12 protein-coding genes and 2 pseudogenes are annotated in these 17,324 nt (G+C 67.3%); 4 read left to right on the top strand and 10 right to left on the bottom strand.

The genetic code is table 11. From position 1 onward, the window contains the following. Window positions 1–84: 84 nt before the first annotated feature. Window positions 85–861: an SDR family oxidoreductase gene (locus tag ABZ928_RS19885; RefSeq protein WP_361520282.1), complete on the bottom strand. Its 777-nt coding sequence runs from the start codon at window positions 859–861 to the stop codon at window positions 85–87. A gap of 174 nt (window positions 862–1,035) precedes the next feature. On the opposite strand from ABZ928_RS19885, the gene ABZ928_RS19880 reads away from it, so the two are divergent. Beyond that, a complete protein-coding gene (locus tag ABZ928_RS19880) occupies window positions 1,036–1,908 on the top strand; it encodes a helix-turn-helix transcriptional regulator (protein ID WP_361520279.1) in 873 nt (290 codons plus the stop codon). A gap of 93 nt (window positions 1,909–2,001) precedes the next feature. On the opposite strand, the gene ABZ928_RS19875 is transcribed toward ABZ928_RS19880, so the two are convergent. Continuing rightward, on the bottom strand, window positions 2,002–2,541 hold the full coding sequence (locus ABZ928_RS19875; protein ID WP_361520276.1) for a YbhB/YbcL family Raf kinase inhibitor-like protein: 540 nt from the start codon (window positions 2,539–2,541) through the stop codon (window positions 2,002–2,004). Between the two features lie 372 nt (window positions 2,542–2,913). Here ABZ928_RS19875 and namA point away from each other — a divergent pair, with 372 nt between their 5' ends. Both namA and ABZ928_RS19865 read left to right on the top strand, forming a co-directional pair. Continuing rightward, complete coding sequence (namA, locus tag ABZ928_RS19870) at window positions 2,914–3,990, top strand: NADPH dehydrogenase NamA (protein ID WP_361520273.1); 1,077 nt, start codon at window positions 2,914–2,916, stop codon at window positions 3,988–3,990. Window positions 3,991–4,664: 674 nt separating this feature from the next. Next, window positions 4,665–4,994, top strand: coding sequence for a helix-turn-helix domain-containing protein (locus ABZ928_RS19865; RefSeq protein ID WP_361520270.1), 330 nt, complete (start codon window positions 4,665–4,667; stop codon window positions 4,992–4,994). 120 nt (window positions 4,995–5,114) lie between these two features. On the opposite strand, the gene ABZ928_RS19860 is transcribed toward ABZ928_RS19865, so the two are convergent. Next, the gene (locus ABZ928_RS19860; protein ID WP_361520267.1) at window positions 5,115–5,708 is read right to left on the bottom strand and encodes a short chain dehydrogenase; all 594 of its coding nucleotides are present in this window, start codon (window positions 5,706–5,708) and stop codon (window positions 5,115–5,117) included. Window positions 5,709–5,778: 70 nt separating this feature from the next. On the opposite strand from ABZ928_RS19860, the gene ABZ928_RS19855 reads away from it, so the two are divergent. Beyond that, window positions 5,779–6,720, top strand: a complete 942-nt coding sequence (locus ABZ928_RS19855; protein ID WP_361520264.1) for a LysR family transcriptional regulator — start codon at window positions 5,779–5,781, stop codon at window positions 6,718–6,720. Window positions 6,721–6,819: 99 nt separating this feature from the next. On the opposite strand, the gene ABZ928_RS19850 is transcribed toward ABZ928_RS19855, so the two are convergent. From ABZ928_RS19850 to ABZ928_RS19820, 7 genes and pseudogenes are all read right to left on the bottom strand, one after another. After that, window positions 6,820–8,349 carry a DHA2 family efflux MFS transporter permease subunit gene (locus ABZ928_RS19850; protein ID WP_361520261.1) on the bottom strand — a complete coding sequence of 510 codons (1,530 nt, stop codon included), beginning with the start codon at window positions 8,347–8,349 and terminating at the stop codon, window positions 6,820–6,822. Window positions 8,350–8,668: 319 nt separating this feature from the next. Next, window positions 8,669–9,649, bottom strand: coding sequence for an Lrp/AsnC family transcriptional regulator (locus ABZ928_RS19845; RefSeq protein ID WP_361520258.1), 981 nt, complete (start codon window positions 9,647–9,649; stop codon window positions 8,669–8,671). Window positions 9,650–9,818: 169 nt separating this feature from the next. Beyond that, window positions 9,819–12,338, bottom strand: a complete 2,520-nt coding sequence (locus ABZ928_RS19840; RefSeq protein WP_361520255.1) for an excinuclease ABC subunit UvrA — start codon at window positions 12,336–12,338, stop codon at window positions 9,819–9,821. 210 nt (window positions 12,339–12,548) lie between these two features. Further along, entirely contained in the window at window positions 12,549–13,319 is a 771-nt protein-coding gene (locus tag ABZ928_RS19835; protein ID WP_361520253.1) for an SDR family oxidoreductase, read from the bottom strand. 47 nt (window positions 13,320–13,366) lie between these two features. After that, on the bottom strand, window positions 13,367–13,711 hold the full coding sequence (locus ABZ928_RS19830) for a nuclear transport factor 2 family protein (RefSeq protein ID WP_361520250.1): 345 nt from the start codon (window positions 13,709–13,711) through the stop codon (window positions 13,367–13,369). 684 nt (window positions 13,712–14,395) lie between these two features. Further along, a pseudogene (locus tag ABZ928_RS19825) lies at window positions 14,396–15,544 on the bottom strand (IS1380 family transposase); the annotation flags it as partial. Window positions 15,545–15,577: 33 nt separating this feature from the next. After that, window positions 15,578–17,106: pseudogene (locus ABZ928_RS19820) on the bottom strand (ISKra4 family transposase). Window positions 17,107–17,324: the final 218 nt, after the last annotated feature.

The raw sequence follows: 17,324 nt of genomic DNA, 5'->3' as shown, positions 1-17,324 counted from the left end.
TTTCGAGAACCGCGGATCCGCAGCCAGCTCCGCCGGTCCGGCCTGCCCCATGGAAAGAGGGCAGACCGGACCGGCGGTCGAGGGTCAGGAAGCCTGGGCGGTCGGCATGATCGTGACCTGCTGGAGGTTCACCCGCGGCGGCAGTGCGGCCAGGAAGCCGATCGTCTCCGCGACGTCCTCCGACGTGAGCCAGTCCATCGTCTCCTTGGAGCCCTCCAGCCAGTCCAGCGCACCCTGGTCGGTGACGTGGCTCTGCAGCTCAGTACCGACGATGCCGGGCTCGATCGCCGAGACACGCACGTTCTTGGAGCCCAGCTCCGTGCGCAGGTGGCGGGAGAGGTGAGTGACGTACGCCTTCGTGCCGGAGTAGACCGCGAAGGTGGGGAAGATGTTCTGCGCCGCGATCGACGAGGTGTTGATCAGGTCGGCTACACCGCGCTCTTCACCGGCCTTCACCAGCTGCGGGGTGAACGCGCCGATGGCGTTCATCAGGCCGGTGATGTTCAGGTCGATCTGCTGCTGCCACTGGTCGGTGGCCAGCTCCTCGATCGGGGCGGGCAGCATGACACCGGCGTTGTTCAAAAGCAGGTCGGCGCCGCCCAGCTCGGCCTCGACCCGGTCGGCCGCCCCCTGGAGGGCCGCCTTGTCCGTGACGTCCACGGCAATCGCCGTAGCGTTGCCGCCGTTCTTCTCGATCCGGGCGACCAGATCGGTCAGTCGGTCGGCCCGTCGAGCCAGAACGACGACGTGTGCACCGAGAGCGGCCAGCTTCTCGGCGGATGCCTCGCCGATACCGCTGGAGGCACCGGTGACGACCGCGACGCGACCCTGGAGCGGCTGAGCGGTGGTCTGCGTGGACATGGTGTGCACCTTCCAAACGAAATGTGGTGGGGGGGTGCCGAGTGGTTCCGGCACGTATCCAGCACACCAGCCCCTGGCCCCCTACAGGGGGCCATAAATGGCCCTGCTGAGACAGGTACCGGTAGGGCCACTTTTGTCAGGCGCAAAAGAGCTCGACGCCCTCACACTGGATGTATGGACCCCAGTAAGGAGATCGCCGGCTTCCTCCGCTCACGTCGTGCTGCCATTTCCCCCGAACAGGCAGGGATCGTTTCCGACGGGCGGGTGCGACGCGTGCCCGGCCTGCGCAGGGACGAAGTGGCACGCCTGGCCGGGGTGAGTACCGAGTACTACACGCGCCTGGAGCAGGGGCGCGCCAGCAATCCGTCGACCGAGGTTGTCGAAGCTTTGGCCCGCACCCTCCAGCTGGACGAATCCGAGCGCGAGCACCTGAGCGACCTGCTGCTGCCCAACCCTCATACCGCCCGGCGTCCGTCGGCACGTGCCCAGAGGGTACGCCCCGGCCTGTACCTGATGCTGGACACTCTGACCCATGTACCGGCTTTTGTCCTCGGCCGACGCACCGATGTTCTGGCGGCCAACCACTTGGCCAAAGCCGTCCTCACCGACTTCGATGCCCTTCCCGCGAACCGGCGCAATCTGGCCCGCTACTACCTCCTGGATCCTGAGGCTCGGGAGCGCGTGGGCGACTGGGAGAGGATCGCCGCGGAGACGGTAGCCATTCTGCGTCTCGAAGCCGGCCGCTACCCGAGTGACCGTCAACTGGCCGACCTCGTCGGGGAGCTGACATTGTTGTCGCCCGAGTTCTCGGGGTGGTGGAACGACCACCGGGTGCTGCGCCGCACGCACGGCGCCAAGCACTACTTCCACCCGGTGGTGGGCGACTTGCACTTCTCCTACGAGTCCTTCCAGGCCCCCGGCGACACGGAGCAGACGTTGTGCGTCTATAACGTCGAACCCAACTCCGAAACCGCCCGGGCCCTCCAACTGCTGAGCAGCTGGACCGCGCCGGAAGCGGCCACGCATGACGCTCCGCCCTCTCGCTGAGACTCGCCACCGCTCGTATTGCCGGCGGACTCCTCGACACCGTTAATTCGGACAGAGGTCTCGTGGAGTCGAGGAGTCCACTCACAGTGCACGTCAGGCGGGGGTCTCAGCAGTGGCGATCAGGACCGCGCGGCCGAGGATGTGACTTGCGATGTTGAAGCCGAGGAAAGCGGGGGTGGCCTCGGCGGGAACGCCGATCGACTCGACATCAAGGGCATGCACCACGACGAAGTAGCGGTGCGGACCGTGCCCGGCCGGCGGGGCCGCGCCGATGAAACGGGCCGCACGGGCGTCGTTCGGGAGCTGGAAGGCGCCCCCGGGCAGGCCTGCGCCGCTGTCGTCGCCGGCGCCCTCGGGCAGCTCGGTGACGGAGGCCGGGATGTCGGCGACCGCCCAGTGCCAGAAGCCGGAGCCGGTCGGCGCGTCAGGGTCGTACACCGTCACGGCGTAGCTCTTGGTGCCCTCGGGTGCGCCGCTCCACGACAGTTGCGGAGAGACGTCCTTGCCGCCGGGCACCCCGAAAACCCCGGAGAATTGCTCAGGGGGCCACGCCGCACCATCGGCGACAGTAGTGCTGGTGACAGTGAAGGCCGCTGCCTCGGGAAGGCGAGCGAAGGGGTCGTTGGCGGTCACAGCATTGCTCCTTTCAGTTCGTGCGGTCGGGCGGATGCGGCCGACGAGCCCGCTTGAACATTCCTCCCTAGTGATTCAGGCCGAAGACCATAGGAGAAACGGACAAAAGGAATCGCTTTCCGCTCTCTTCAAGCGCCCTTACCGCACTACCAAGTCAACCAGTCCACGCGCCATCCGATGGCCCGTTATCCCGGCCCCCCCATGCCTAGGACTCCGAGACCTACCCTGGAATCCCGCGCCATCGGTGAGATCGAAGTGACAGCGCAGCAGCACTTACATTTTTGTCAGTACCGGCAATAAATGTGCGTACTGGCATGGCCTGCTCATACCTCCTAGGCTCGTACCGATCCACACTCGAAATTGGAGACCCCCTTGTCCGCAATGCTGTATGAGCCGATCACAATCCGTGGCACCGAATTCCGTAACCGAATTGCGATGTCTCCCATGTGTATGCACTCGGCCGACGAGCAGGGCCGTGTGTCGGACTTCCACCTCGTGCATTACGGGGCGCGCGCACTCGGCGGTGCCGGCCTGGTGATGCTCGAGACGGCCGCCGTGCTGCCCAACGGCCCCATCGGACCGGGCGACCTGGGTATCTGGGATGACGAGCACATCGAGGGGCTCGCCCGCCTGGCCGGGACGATCAAGAGCTTCGGAGCGAAGGCTGGTGCGCAGATCGGCCACGCCGGCCGGCAGATCGCCGTCGACGCCTTCACCCCGGTGGCTCCTTCGGCGATTCCGTTTAGCGCCGAATCACGCACGCCGGAAGCGCTGACCGTCGAGGGCATCAAGGATGTCGTCGATGCCTTCCGTAAGGCAGCCCTGCGGGCGAAAGAGGCCGACTTCGACGTGATCGAGGTGCATGCGGCTCACGGCTACCTGCTCAACGAGTTCCTGTCTCCGCTGGCCAACCAGCGCACTGACCGATACGGCGGCAGCCACGAGAACCGCTACCGGATCGTGCGCGAGGTCATCGACGCCGTACGCGGCGAATGGGACGGCCCGCTCTTCGTCCGCATCTCCTCCACGGACTACACCGAGGGCGGCAACACCCCCGAGGACTTCGTCATCTACGGCCGCTGGCTGAAGGAGCAGGGCGTCGACCTGATCGATGCCTCCTCAGGAGGGATCGCGCCGGTGAAGGTCGCTTCCTACCCGAACTACCAGGTTCCCGCCGCCGAGCTGATCCGTCGCGAGGTCGGCATCATGACCGGTGCGGTCGGTCTGATCGAGAGCGGGCGGCAGGCCGAGGAGATCCTTCGAAACGGCCGCGCGGACATCGTCCTGATCGGCCGCGAAATGCTCAAGGACCCCTTCTGGGCGCGCACGGCCGCCGACGAACTGCGCACCCCGATCGAGCCGCCGCTGCAGTACACCCGCTACGGCTCGGCCTGGCAGCATTCGCAGCCCCCGCTGCCTGCCGCGCCGATGGCCGCGACCGTCTCCTGACACTCGGCGGGGCCGGTATTCCGGCCCCGCCTGGCCAGCCGCGCCGCATGCTCGCGACGTACGGCTCAAGGGGAACCACGATTCGGAGTACACGCCTCCTACCGAGCACGGCCGTTTGACGACTTGCCCAGTTGCGCCATGGAGCAGCCGTCAAGATCATCGGTGGCAAGTGCAGAGGCATCATCCCGTTCTACCTGCTCGACGGCTCCGCCTACACACGTGCGATGCGCTCCGCCCGCCTCCCGCGCAAGCGGTCACCGCCACCATGCTCGCCAGGACCTCAAACCGAATTGGGTCCGACCCGTCGCGATCTTCAATGGCTGGCCGCGATAATGGGGCAGCGAGATGACATGTAAAGCAAGCCGCATGCTGCTCGTCCTTCTTGAGGTCGGCGTCATGACCGGGGCGGTCGGCCTGACGGAGAGCGGACAGCAGGCCGGGGAGAACGGCTGCGCGGGCATCGTCCTGATCGGCGCTAGATGCTCAAGGACCCATTCCGCGCGTCGCCGTTCGCAGCGCGAACGGGTCGGAGCACACCCTGCCGGAAAGCCCCCCTCCCCCAGCAGACAATGTGCTCTGGAGGGCAATACCGCCCAGGCTCGGGTGGAACCAGAAGACGGAGTACACGCCTCATGCCAAGAACACGACCGTTTGACGACTTGCCCGGTTGCGCCATGGAAGCAGCCGTCAAGATCATCGGTGGCAAGTGGAAAGGCGTCATCCTGTTCCACCTGCTCGACGGCACCATGCGTTTCAACGAACTGCAGCGCCAGATGCGTGGCATTACTCCCCGCGCCCTGACCAGACAGCTCCGCGAACTCGAGGAAGACGGCCTCGTTGAGCGCACCGCCTACCCGGTGATACCTCCCCGGGTTGAGTATTCGCTGACCGACGAGGCACTCGCTCTGAAGCCGCTCCTGCTCGCCCTTAATGAGTGGGGTGAGCAATGGCTGTCCCGGCGCGGCATCAACCTACCGACGGCCGGCACAACCGATCGTCTCTGAGGATCTCCCCACCCCCCAGCGACGATCCTGATGGCCGTCCGGCGCAGCAAGAGAGGGTCCGCCGCGTGCGCGGCGGACCCTCAGGACGCAAGATGCAGGACCCCTTGCGTGCGGCAGGCTCTACAGGGCGAAGACCTGCCCCGTCTGAGACCCTTCGACGGAACGGACGTAGGCCCTGATCACGTCCGCCAGGTCGACCGCGTCGACCCCGGGAAAATAGGGCCCATACGAAGGAAGGCTCTCCGTGAGCACGGCCGGGCTGACCGCGTTGATGCGCTGGGGAGCGATCTCAACGGCCGCTGCCCGAGCAAAACCTTCCAGCGCGGCATTCGCCATGGACGCCGCAGAACCCATCGGGACGGGATCGTGCGACAGAGCGCCGGCGATCAGGGTGAAAGAACCCCGGTCGGAAATACGGCTGACGCCCTGCCGTACCAGGTCGATCTGGCTGAGTACCTTGCCGCGGAACGCAGCCTGGTAGTCCTCGGGCGTGATCTCGGAGAAAGGCCGGAACGGAAGATCACCGGCAGCGATAACCACCGCGTCTATATGACCGGAGTGCTCATACAGGGCGGTGACCTGAGCGGGGTCGGTGACATCGTAGCGGAGGTCCCCGCTGCGCCGTCCGACCGTGCGGATCTCGTGGCCGCGTGCGGAGAATTCCTTGTACAAGCCTGCACCGAGCGTGCCCGTGCCGATAAGCAGAATGTTCATGCCGGCAAGCATAGGAGCGCATCACAGGGCCCGGAAATACCATTTCTCGAGGGACATATAACCTATGGGTATGAACGTGGAGCTGCGGCATCTACGAGCCATCGCCGCCATCGGAGACGAAGGCACCATCACCGGCGCCGCGGCCAGCCTGCATGTCAGCCAGCCCGCGCTGTCCCGCACCCTGGAGCAGTTGGAGGACCGCCTCGGCACGCGCCTGGTGAATCGCACCACCCGCCAGCTTTCCCTCACCGCAGCCGGCCACACGCTCTATGAGCGCGCCCATCGGATTCTCAACGAGCTGGACGATGCGCTGTCGGAAGTGGTGGCCGGTAGACAACCGTTGCGTATCGGCTTCACCTGGGCAGCACTCGGAGACCACACCGTGCCGTTGCTACAGGCCTGGCGTGCACAGCACCCCGAGCTTCCCGTACAGCTGCAGCGCCGCAGCGATCCGGACACAGCACTGCGCAGGGGCGAGATCGACGCCGCTATCGTGCGCACTTCGGATGCTGTCGAATCCGAGGTGTTGTCTGCTGTGCTCTTCACGGAGCGCCGGCTGGCAGCCGTGTCGGAGAACAGCCCGCTCGCCGAACGTTCCGTCGTACGTCTGGCCGACCTGGCCGACCAGCTCGTCGCGCTGTGCGCCAGCGCTGGCGCCTCAGTCGACCTCTGGTCCTCGGGGCGACAGCCCCGCACGTTCGAGGCGGCCAACGTCGACGAGTGGCTCACGACGATTGCCCTGGAAGAGGCAGTCGGTGTCACCGCGGAGGCCACCGAGCACAGCCACCCGCATCCCGGTATCCGCTACATACCGCTCGCAGACGCTTCCCCTGTGACTGTGCGCCTGATCTGGCCACGCAAGCGGTCTCATCCCTCCATCCCGGCCTTTCTCCTTCATGTGCGTCACATGGCCAACGCCGCCGAACCCTGGCTGCGAAAGTCCCCACCTGTGCTTTCACGCGGGGACCTGTCCGACGCCTGGCCGCATGAGCGAAACGCGCCGCTGCCCTAAAGAGGATGCGGCAGGCCGTAACCGTCGGCGGCGGGATGCTGTACCCGCTCCTGGGAGCGGGTACAGCATCCCGCCGTTGTCCCTCATAGAAATGGTGCGTCAGCCCATGTGGACGGGTGCCGAGCCTTCTGTGTGCTGTTTGGCCGCGTTGACCGCTAGAGCGGTGATGGCCAAGCCGCCCAGGAACATCCCCGCAGCCGCCGCAAAGGCCATGGTGTAGCCGTGGGTCAGTGCCTCGCTCGCCCTGGTCACCAGGGCGAAGTCCTTGGTTGCCAGGCCCTGGTACAGAGAACCGGCTGCCTCGGGCAGCTTGTCGTCGGCCGCGGAGGTGGAGAGAGTGCTCAGGACGGCCAGCCCCAGCGCGCCGCCGATCTGCTGGGCGGTGTTCAGCAGGGCGGACGCGACACCGGTGTCCTGGTACGACACCCCGCTGACGGCACCAAGAGTCATCGGCACGAAACTCATGCCCAGACCGAGAGCCGTGACGAACATGGCCGGCATCAGGTGCCCCGCGTAGGAGGAGTCGGGCTCCAGCGTCGCGAACCAGAACATACCCAGGGCTGCCACCAGCAGGCCCGGTCCCGCAATAACTCGCGGAGCGAAGTGCGTGACCAGCTTGGAGCTGACGCCGGCTGCGGTCGCCATTCCGAAACTGAACGGCAGATACGCGAATCCGGTCTTCACAGGGCTGTATCCGAGAATCAACTGCATGTAGAGCGTGAGGAAATAGAAGGTGGCGAACATCCCCGAGCCGATGAACAGCATGGTGGCGTAAGAACCCCAGCGGTTCCGGTCGCCGAACAGCCGCAGCGGCAGCATGGGGTCGTCGGTCCGTGCCTGCAGGAACAGGAACGTCGCCAGCAGAACGACGGCGCCCACGAACGACACCAGCGTCAGACCGTTGCTCCAGCCGTGCTCGCCGCCCCGCGTGATGCCGTAGACGAGGGCGATCAGACCGCCCGTGCCGGTAACCGCTCCGGGCACGTCCAGGCGGCCCGGGTGCCGTCGCGCCTCGACGAGGGTTCGCGTCCCAGCCAGTACTGCCAGTCCGATCGGGATGTTCACGAAGAACACCCAGCGCCAGTCGAGCAGGTCCGTGAGCGTGCCGCCGAGGAGCAGTCCCACTGTGGCGCCCACACCCCCCATGGCCGCGTAAACGCCCATCGCCGTGTTGCGCGACTTGCCCGCGGGGAACGTCGTCGTAATCAGTGCCAGCGCGCTGGGTGCGGCCAGCGCCGCGCCGACTCCTTGTAGGACACGTGCGGCGATGAGCAGTGCCTCGTTCGGGGCCAGTCCGCCGAGGAGCGAGGCCAGGGTGAAGACGGCGATGCCGACCTGGAAGACCTTCCGCCGCCCGAAGAGGTCTCCGGCCTTGCCGCCGAGGAGCAACAGGCCGCCGAAGGCCAGAGCGTAGGAATTGACGATCCAGGCCAGACCCGCGTCCGAGACGCCCAGGTCGGTCTGGATGGCGGGCAGGGCGATGTTGGTGATGGTGGCGTCGAGCACCACCATCAACTGAGCGGCCGCGATGACCACCAGCGCCAACCCGAGGTGCCGCCCTGCGGAGGCTTGGCCGGAGCCGGCAGCCTCCACTCCCTTGGGGGTGACAGCCGTGCTGTCAGCAGACATGGAAGTACTCCAGAAAATAGGGGAAACGTGTTCCCAAGACAGACGCCCGGGGTCGAGATATCAGCGTCCGCCCGATACAGGAGGGTCAGGACGAACGGAATCCGAGAGACGGAACGCCCAAAAGGCCCGGACGGGTTCCTGAAGACAGGACTACACCGCGAGACCGATTAAAACGGTAACACCGCCGAAGGGTCGGCAGTGGACCCTTTCATTGCCCATCTCCTGTGGTTCTTCTCGCCCTTGACACCTGGGGTCAGAATGTGAGCAACGCAGAAGACGGAATCACCCGGGCTACCGGAACTGGCAGTTCCACAGAGATTCACACCTTGTGGGTGAGAGGCAGGACTTGCTTGACGTGACGAAGCACCGGGGTCACCTCCACATGGTGGAGACCCTCCGCCCCGGCGAGGTCTTCACCGAGATAATTGCGTAGGCCCGCCGCGTCCGTGCAGGTGACCATGGCGGTCAGGTTCGTGGCACCGGTGGTCACGGTGACGAAGGAAACCCGGGGCTGCTGGGCGAGCCACCGGCCCGTCTGCTCGAGCTTCTGGGGGGCTGCGTTGATCCAGAGCAGGGCGTGAAGGCTGTCGCCCAGCACGCGGGAGTCGTACTGGATGTTGAAGTAGAGGTCGCCCCGGGCCAGCAGCTGGTCCAGGCGGCGGCGCACCGCATTCTCCGACCGTCCGGTGGCCTTCGCCAGCTCCGCCAGCGGGATGCGTGCGTCCTGTTCCAATGCCGCGATGAGGACCTCGTCTTCGGGCCCGGCGGCTTTGCCCCGGTGCTCCTCCCGCGGGCTGCGCTCATACACCGGCGCGCGGTCTTGGCCGAGGCGTTTGTCGAGCCAGACCGTGGGGCCGCCGAAGAACATCCCCAGTATCTGCAGAGCGCGCACCGAAGCGACGCCCGGTGTGCGGGGCAGCTTGTTGAGGAGGAGGTCCTCCTGGTCGTCGCGGTTACGGAACCGCACGGCGCAGTTGAGCTCGGTGCCGCCGGACACCAGTGCCACCCAGGCTGTGTCCGGGCGTTGGGCGAGTGCCGTGGCCACGGCTTGGGTCTGCCCCAGAGTGCACTGCAAGCGCAGCAGCCACGTTTCCTGTCCCGGGTACTGCAGTCCCCGCTCGGCCGCGATACGCAGACCGCCGAATTCAGCGAGGCGTCGGTAGCGTCGCGCGGCAGTCTGGTCGGACACCCCAAGTACGGTGCCGAGGCGGGCAAATGAGGCTCTGCCATCGTGTTCCAGCTCGCGCAGCAGCAGCCGGTCAAGGTCGTCCCAGTCCGGGAGGATGCCTTCATCGTGCATCAGTGCCGCAGGCTCCTTGGTCGGCTTGGGGCGGCGGCCACGATTGTAGTGAGTCCAGAGAACGGTCGGTGAGGGCCGCGCCGACACGGGCAGTGCGTACGGCGAGGCAGGACTTTCGTTGTGCAGCGGTGTGTCATGCGTGCGAGGCGGGTGGGGTGCCGCGGGCGGGTCAGCGTGGTGCGGGCCGTCGATCCAGGTGTCGGTGAAGCCACGGACCGATCACGCTCTCGGGCTCGGTGCGGATCTGGTCGGGCGTTCCCGTGGCTATGATGCGGCCGCCCTGGCCGCCCGCGCCGGGACCGACGTCAATGATGTGGTCGGCATTGGCGATGAGGTCGAGGTCATGTTCGACAACGATGACGGTCGCCCCGTCGCGGACCAGAGTGTCCAGTACGTTCACCAAGGTGGCCACGTCGCGTGGGTGAAGGCCGACGGTGGGTTCGTCGAACACGAAGAGATGGCCCTGCTGGCCGCGGTGCAGTTCTGTGGCCAGGCGCAGTCTTTGTGCCTCACCGCCCGACAGGGCCGGGGTGGGTTCGCCGAGTGTGAGGTAGCCGAGGCCGACGTCGTCGAGGGAGGCCAGGATCTGTCGCAGTTTGCGTGTGGCCACGGTGTCGAGGGCAGCCCGGGCATCGCTGATGGTCAGCCGCAGCACGTCGGCGACGGTACGGCCCTGGAGGGTCACCTCCAGCGTGTCGGGGGCATAGCGGTTTCCGCGGCAGTCGGGGCAGGGGACGGGCAGGTCGGGAAGATACTGGAGGTCGAGTTGAAGCTCCCCCAGGCCTTCGCAGGTCGAGCAGCGGCCGGAGGCGTTGTTGTAGGAGAACCGGCCGGCGTTCCAGCCGCGGGCCCGGGCCTGTTCGGTGGCCGCGAACAGCTTGCGGATCTCGTCGAATGCGCCGGAGTAAGTGGCGGGAGTGGAACGGGAGTTGGCGCCGATGGGGGTAGCGTCGACCATGGACACACGGGTGATGCCGGCCGTGTCGAGCGAAGTGACGGCCGGCGGCAGGGGACGGGCGTCGAGCCGGGCGGTCAGAGCGGGCACCAGCGCGTCCAGGACAAGGGCCGTCTTGCCCGCCCCGGAGACACCGGTGACCGCGGTGAGCCGGCCCAGCGGGAAAGCGGCCTCGACCTGGTGGAGGGTGAACAGGTCGGAGACGGTCAGCTGGATGGCTCCTCGCGTCGGATCGGCGCCATGGCGTTCGCGGACGACCACGGGGGCCGTGCCGGCCAAGTGGGGGCCGATGACCGAGGCGGGGTCGCTCGCGAGTTCCCCGGGAGTGCCGTGGCGGACGATGGTGCCGCCAGCGCTGCCGGCGCCGGGGCCGAGTTCGATGAGTTCGTCGGCGGCAGCGAGGACGGCGAGATCGTGGTCGACCACGACCAGCGAGTTGCCCTCCTCGACGAGGGTGTTCATGACCTGGATGAGGCCGGGGATCGCGGAGGGGTGCAGGCCGATGGTCGGCTCGTCCAATACGTAGAGCATGCCGGTGGTATGGCGCATGGCGGTGGTGACGAGCTGGATACGTTGGCGTTCACCGGTGGACAGGGTGTCGCCGGAGCGGTCGGCGGACAGGTAGCCAAGACCGAGGGTGAGAAGTGGCTCTATGGCCTTGCGCAGCTCATCGGCGAGGCGTTCGGCGGCCGGTCGCAGTGCCGCATCGGTTTCCGCCGCGGATCGGAAGAGCTTCGGGGCCCGGTCAGCCAGATCCTGCAGCGGCCAAGCGGCCAGTTCGGCGATGGTGCGCTCCCCCAGGAGTGAGGAGCGGGCCTCGTCGCTGAGCCGGGTGCCACCACAGGTGCGGCAGGAGCCAGTGGTCATGAAGCGGGCTGTGGTCCCGCCTCCGGACTCGGCGGCACCCGAAGCTGCCATGGCCCGTACCGCGGCGACCGCGTTCTCGTACTTGAGGTTGCCTTCCAGCACTCTGCCCTTGCTGGTGGGAAAGGCTACGTGCACGGTGGTTTCGGGGCCGTGAAGGACGAGTTCTCTCTCCTTCCGGGTGAGCCCGGCCCAGGGGATGTCGGTGCGGACCCCGAGTTCGCGGACCACGAGGGGCATCTTGGTGCGGCCCAGCAACCGCCAAGGAGCGACAGCGCCTTCGTCGATGGTCAGGGTGGGATCGGGGATCAGCGTCGAGTCGTCCACCTCACGGCTGACGCCCAGGCCCCGGCAGCCGGGGCACGCCCCGAGCGTGGCGAAGGCAAACGACTCCGCGCCGGGTGCGGCCGCGTGGATGCCGCAGTCGGGACACGTCAGGGTGCCGGTGAGAGCGACCTCCGCGGTGGGTGGGACGCGGTGCCCGTTGGGGCACAGGTGACTGCCGAACCGGGACATGGCCAGGCGCAGAACCGCGTAGACCTCGGTCATAGTGCCCACCGTGGAACGCGATCCGGGCGTCGGCGGACGCTGTCTGAGAGCGACGGCGGCCGGCAGGTGGCTGATCGAGTCGACGTCGGGCCTGGTCTCCTGGGTGATGCGGCGGCGTGCGTAGGTGGACAGCCCGTCCAGGTAGCGGCGGGAGCCCTCGGCGAACAACACCCCCATGGCGAGCGAGGACTTGCCGGACCCGGAGACCCCGCTGACCGCGACGAACCGGCCGAGAGGCACGTCGACGGACACGTCGCGCAGGTTGTGGACCCTGGCACCGCGGACCTCGATCGCGTCGGGAACAGGACGGGTGGCGCTCATGGCAGGCCCCTCGCTCGTGCACGGCCGTGCGGCCGTGGGGTGCTTCGTTGTTCTACGGTTCAGTGGGGGTTCCGCAGCCTTCGCCGAGCGCACGGGCGCTCATCAGAGGCCGTTGCCGTCCGCCGGTGCTCCGCCGCTGTGGGAGAACCGGTGCAGTCCCCCCCAGCTGCGGATCGTGGGGCTGCTTGGTCGTCCGGGCCCGAAGGCAGGTCACCAGGGCAGGGCCATTCCCAGCCCGTCGGCGGTGGCAACCGTGAAGGTGCCGGTGGGGCCGCTGTCCGGGAGTGTCGCCATGCGCACCGGCAGGTGCGCACCCTGGTCGAGGGTGAGGATGCCGGTGTTGCCGTTGGCGTCCGTCGGTACCCAGTTGGGAGAGACGGCGTTCACCAGGATGCCCTCGCCGCGCAGTTCGTTGGCGTACATGACGGTAAGCGAGTTGACCGCGGCCTTGGACATGCTGTGGCTCAGGATGACGGGGAACTGCCCGTCGGGGAAGCAGCCGGTCGGGTCATGGTTCTCGGCGGCGACGGTCAGCGAGCCGATGACGCTGGAAATGTTGACGATGCGAGCGGCGTCCGAGCGGCGCAGCAGCGGCAGCATCGTGTTGGTGACCGTGACGTAGCCGAAGACGTTGGTCGCGAAGGTGGCTTCCAGGTCTTCCAACGGTGTTTGGCTCGGAGCGGCCCATCCGCGGCTGACGCCGGCGTTGTTGACCAGGGCGTCGAGTCGGCCGCTCTCCTGGGTGATGTACTTGGCGGCCAGAGCGACACTCCCCTCGTCGGTGACGTCGAGGTGCGCGAAGCGCACGTCTAGACCGAGATCGCGCAGCTCTCCGGTGGCCTGGGTGCCGCGCTGCTGGTCCCGGGCGCCGAGCCAGACGGTCATACCGAGTTCGGCGAGCTGGCGTGCGATGGCGTGCCCAACCCCCTTGTTGGCGCCGGTCACCAGTGCGACGCGGCCGCTGTGGGTGCTGGAAGTCATGAGTTTTCCTTTCGTGTGCGGTGATTCGTCGCGGCTCGATGACCGGGTCAGCACTGCGCGAGACTGCGGAGGAAGGGTGCCGGATCCCAGACGTATCGCTGGTGGACGATCTCTCCGCCTCGCACCGTGTCGTGCTGAGCTGCGGGGCAGCTCAGACCGAAGGTGAAGGAGAGGTCGTAGAACAGCAAGGCGGTGGTGTCGTCACCATAGGCTGCCCTGATTGTGCTCCGTTTCAGGAGAACCGCGAAATTCCGAGTGAACTCCTCGAAACCGAGGCGGCCTTCGAATCGGCCGTTGGGAGAATCGATCACAATGTCGTGTGAGATGTATGCGATGGCCGCTCCGATATCTCCGCCGGTCCAGGCTCGATGGCAGGCTTCAGCGGCCCTCACGGCCATACTGTGGGATGGCGTGCGCATTCATTCCCTCTCGTAGGGGTTTCGCGCCCGGAATGCAGGTTCCCCCTTCGCGAGAAGAGTCATCAGGTCGCGTCGACCGGAAGCGATTCTGCCTTCGACATCGTCGTCAGGAGGCGAAACTCCGTTCCTGCCGTGGAAACCCGACACGGAAGGCATGGGCGCCGGAGGATCCCGACACGTGTGGCCACCTGCTGCGATTCGGGGCGGCTGATGTCAACCCCACGCGCGCGCTCGGGCTCAAGGGGCACAGGGGGCCTCAGTGCCCGGGATACCCATGAACACAGATCCCCTTCCGGCACAATGCTCGTCATCACATCTGGCCCGCTGCCCATGACACTTGTTCGATGCGCACGGTTTCCGCGACCGAAAAGGGAGCCAAAGACCATTAAGCAAATTTCCGGCCGCGGAACTGACCCATCAGCGTCCTTGTTCGCGGGCTCCTCGCCCCATCGACTGTCTTTTCCGGGCCCGTCGACTCAGCGCTAACCTCGATCATTCATGAGGGTCTATCAGCTTACTGACGGCCCCTTTGTGGTGAGTGTCGGTGGGGATTTTCGGAGTCTGGGCAGGTTGAGTGCCCGGTTGTCGCGTCGGGTGTGCGCCGGGTTCCACGGCTCCGGTGGGCTCGTGCTGCTCGCAGGGATGGGAAGGTGCTGGTCAGCCTGGGTTCGGGAGGGCGTGGAGCCGGTCCAGGGCGTCGGTGATCGCGTCGGTCCAGGGCCAGTGCTTGGCGAGGCCGAGGTAGCGGCGGCGGCCGGTGGTGACGAGCTGGGCGGCGGTGGAGAACAGCCGAAGCCGCAGGCGGCGGGGCTCCCAAAGCCGAGCGGTGCCGGTCAGGGCGAGCAGGGGCATCCAGGCCAGCAGGTCCAGGGCGATCTGCACGATCTCCAGCCAGATCTGGTTCTGCGCGGCGTCGTGGAGGGGGAAGTTGCGCAGGCCGGTGGCGCGGGCGGCGCGGATGCGGTCCTCGGCCCGGGCCCGCTGGCGGTGGCGCAGTTCGAGGGTGGCGATCGCCTCGCCGGGGGTGTTGGTGGCGAAGCAGGTCAGCCGCATGCCGTCGGCGTCGGTGAAGCGCAACTGGGCGCCGGGGTGCGGCCGTTCCTTGCGCACGATCAGTCGCAACCCCTTCGGCCAGCCCGCCAGGCAATCGCTGCCGGCGTCGATCTCGGCGACCCAGGCACCGTCGCGGATGTCGCCGTCGGGCTCGACGGCCGGCGTCCAGGCCGAGGCCGGGACCTTCAGAACGGCCTGGTGGATGGCGTCGGTGATGGTCATCCCGACCGAGTACGACAGCCACCTGCCGCGCTGGGCGAGCCAGGCGACGAACTCGTGGGTGCCGCCGCCGGAGTCGGTGCGGATCAGCGTCTGACGTCCACGCCGCAGCCGTTTGGGCAGCTGGGCCAGGGCCAGCCCGGTGGCCTCGATGTGGTCCGCGGCGGTGTTGGAGCCCGCGTTGCCGGGCCGCAGCAACCCGACGACCGGCTCGCCGGACCCACCCCGGCCGTGGTCGACGAACCCCATCAGCGGATGGTGCCCGAACGTCTTCTTCCAGGTCGCGGCGGCGTCCTGCTTCTCGGAATGCGCGACGACGAGGACGCCGTCGATGTCCACGATCACCTGCCCGCCCGCGTCCGGCGCCGTCCGGTCGGCCAACTTCCAGACGTGTTCGCGTACTTCGGCGCGGGCCGTGCGCAGTACGGTCAGGGCCCGCTTCCCGCCCCGGGCGAGCAGGTCGATGAGCCGGGAGACCGTCGGGTCGGAGGCCACCGGCCCGAACACAGCGGGCTCCGCCCGCAGCATGCCCACATGGGTGCGGATCCTTTGAAGTGACGGTCGGGATCAGGCGGTGAGCCTGTAGTTCTGCTGGTCAGGGCTGGGGTAGAGGCATTGATGTTCGCGGGTCGTGTGGAAGGTCCAGTAGTCCTCGAAGTCGCCGTTCGTGATCAGCGCACGGAGTCGGAGGACAGCTTCGGCGCCGTCGAGTCCCCAGCGGGCGCCGGTTATGTCGAGGCGGTCGGCGATGAGATGTCGGCAGGCGCCTTCGACGGCGCCGGTGGCTATCGGCCAGCCGGCCGCGAGGGCGGTGTCGTAGTGAAGTTGGTCGAGGTGACCGGTGAGGTGGCGGGCGCAGGTGGTGACCGCGTCGCGGCGGGCGGCGTGAAGCTGTTCGGCCGTGGCCCGGGCAGTCATCTCCGTGGCGGCGCGATCGGCGTGTCGGGCGAGGATCGCGGTGAGTTTGTCCGCGGCCCAGGTCTCGGCCTCGCGGCTGCCGACCGGATGGAAGGCGTGCGCGGCCGTCCATGTGTACTCAGCGACGTGCACGAAGTCGAGCAGGACGTTCAGGCGGATGCCGCGGCGGGCGGCTTCGTCCTGGATCCGGTCGAGTTGGTGGCGGGCGCCGTCAACGAGCACGATCCAGTCCCGCAGGTGCTGCGGGTCGCGGGATGCGGCCTGGGCGAAGGCGTCGGCGACGACCTGTTCCGGGGGACGGATCAGCGAGGCGGTGCAGCATTTCCGCTCGGCTTTCGGGCCTTGTCGCGGAGGCCGGGTTTTGCTGCGGCCGCCGGGCGGGTGGACGATGTCGTGCGGCCGACGCGGTGTCGGAATGACATCGAAGACGCAGGTCACCGTTGCCATGCGCTTGCGGTTGGGTTTCTCGCCCGGGGCCAGACGTCCGCGCCGCCCGGCCGCCGCGCTCTTGGCCGCGGCCCGGCGGGTGGCTTCGCGCAGGGCTTCGGGGCGCATCACTATGCCCTTGCCGTCGACCTGGATGATCAGCGGCATCTCACGGGTGCACGGGGTGGGGATCTTCGCCGTGTAGTAGGCGGCGATGTCGACGGCCGAGGCGACCACCAGTTCTTTGAGGCGGCGCTTGCCCAACACTCTTCCGCATTGTCGCTCGATCGCGGCGTCGGCCTGGTCGAACGAGCCTCGCACGGCTTCCAGGACCGCGAGCCGGGCCAGTCCTCGTGAGTGCCGGCCGGCAGCGACAACTGCTCGTCCGCCGGGTGCACGTTGGCAACACCGCGGCCGCGACAGGCGATCCTGGTCACCCGAACCGGCCCGAACACGCAGGTCAGCCAGCGGGGATGGTTACTCTCCCGCCAGGTCCGCATCTGTCCTTCCGGCCCGCGCACTGCCGGCTGCCCTGCGCTGATGCGGGCCGCAGCTTCTTCCGCCCTCGCCCGCAGGTCGAGGTGATCCTGCATCAACTGCCGCAGCAACTCGCGTCCTTGCTGTTCGAGCAGTTCCTCCAGCTCGTCATGGGCCATGCTGTGCGTCGGGTCACCGGCCAGCGTCGAGACAAGGCGTTCAAAGGCATCACGGGAGGCGGCCTCCCTCCGCAGGGCGACTTCGAAGGGCCACAACCTTCATCGTCCGAGCAGCACCGCTCCAGATCGCTCTCCTACATCGAACTCTCCTTCGCGTTCAGGACACACAGCTACACCCCTTCGATTTCGACGACCGAGGTGAGATGACTCGCCGCCTGCCACGCTTGGCCGCTCTCTATCTGGAGTAAGCCGCCGGGACGGTCACCAAGCAGTGTTCGAAGATCTCATCCCGACAACTTGACGAGTGAGCAACG

Source organism: Streptomyces sp. NPDC046909 (assembly GCF_040644695.1).
GTDB lineage: Bacteria > Actinomycetota > Actinomycetes > Streptomycetales > Streptomycetaceae > Streptomyces.
The sequence above is the reverse complement of the archived record's forward strand: the minus strand, read 5'-3'. Positions and strand labels throughout refer to the sequence as shown.

Bases quoted from the DNA above. Each gene is read 5' to 3' on its own strand.
- ABZ928_RS19855 (WP_361520264.1), top strand. From the start codon at position 5,779: ATGAACGTGGAGCTGCGGCATCTACGAGCCATCGCCGCCATCGGAGAC.
- ABZ928_RS19840 (WP_361520255.1), bottom strand. From the start codon at position 12,338: ATGAGCGCCACCCGTCCTGTTCCCGACGCGATCGAGGTCCGCGGTGCC.
- ABZ928_RS19865 (WP_361520270.1), top strand. From the start codon at position 4,665: ATGGAAGCAGCCGTCAAGATCATCGGTGGCAAGTGGAAAGGCGTCATC.
- ABZ928_RS19835 (WP_361520253.1), bottom strand. From the start codon at position 13,319: ATGACTTCCAGCACCCACAGCGGCCGCGTCGCACTGGTGACCGGCGCC.
- ABZ928_RS19885 (WP_361520282.1), bottom strand. From the start codon at position 861: ATGTCCACGCAGACCACCGCTCAGCCGCTCCAGGGTCGCGTCGCGGTC.
- ABZ928_RS19845 (WP_361520258.1), bottom strand. From the start codon at position 9,649: ATGCACGATGAAGGCATCCTCCCGGACTGGGACGACCTTGACCGGCTG.
- ABZ928_RS19860 (WP_361520267.1), bottom strand. From the start codon at position 5,708: ATGAACATTCTGCTTATCGGCACGGGCACGCTCGGTGCAGGCTTGTAC.
- ABZ928_RS19880 (WP_361520279.1), top strand. From the start codon at position 1,036: ATGGACCCCAGTAAGGAGATCGCCGGCTTCCTCCGCTCACGTCGTGCT.
- ABZ928_RS19850 (WP_361520261.1), bottom strand. From the start codon at position 8,349: ATGTCTGCTGACAGCACGGCTGTCACCCCCAAGGGAGTGGAGGCTGCC.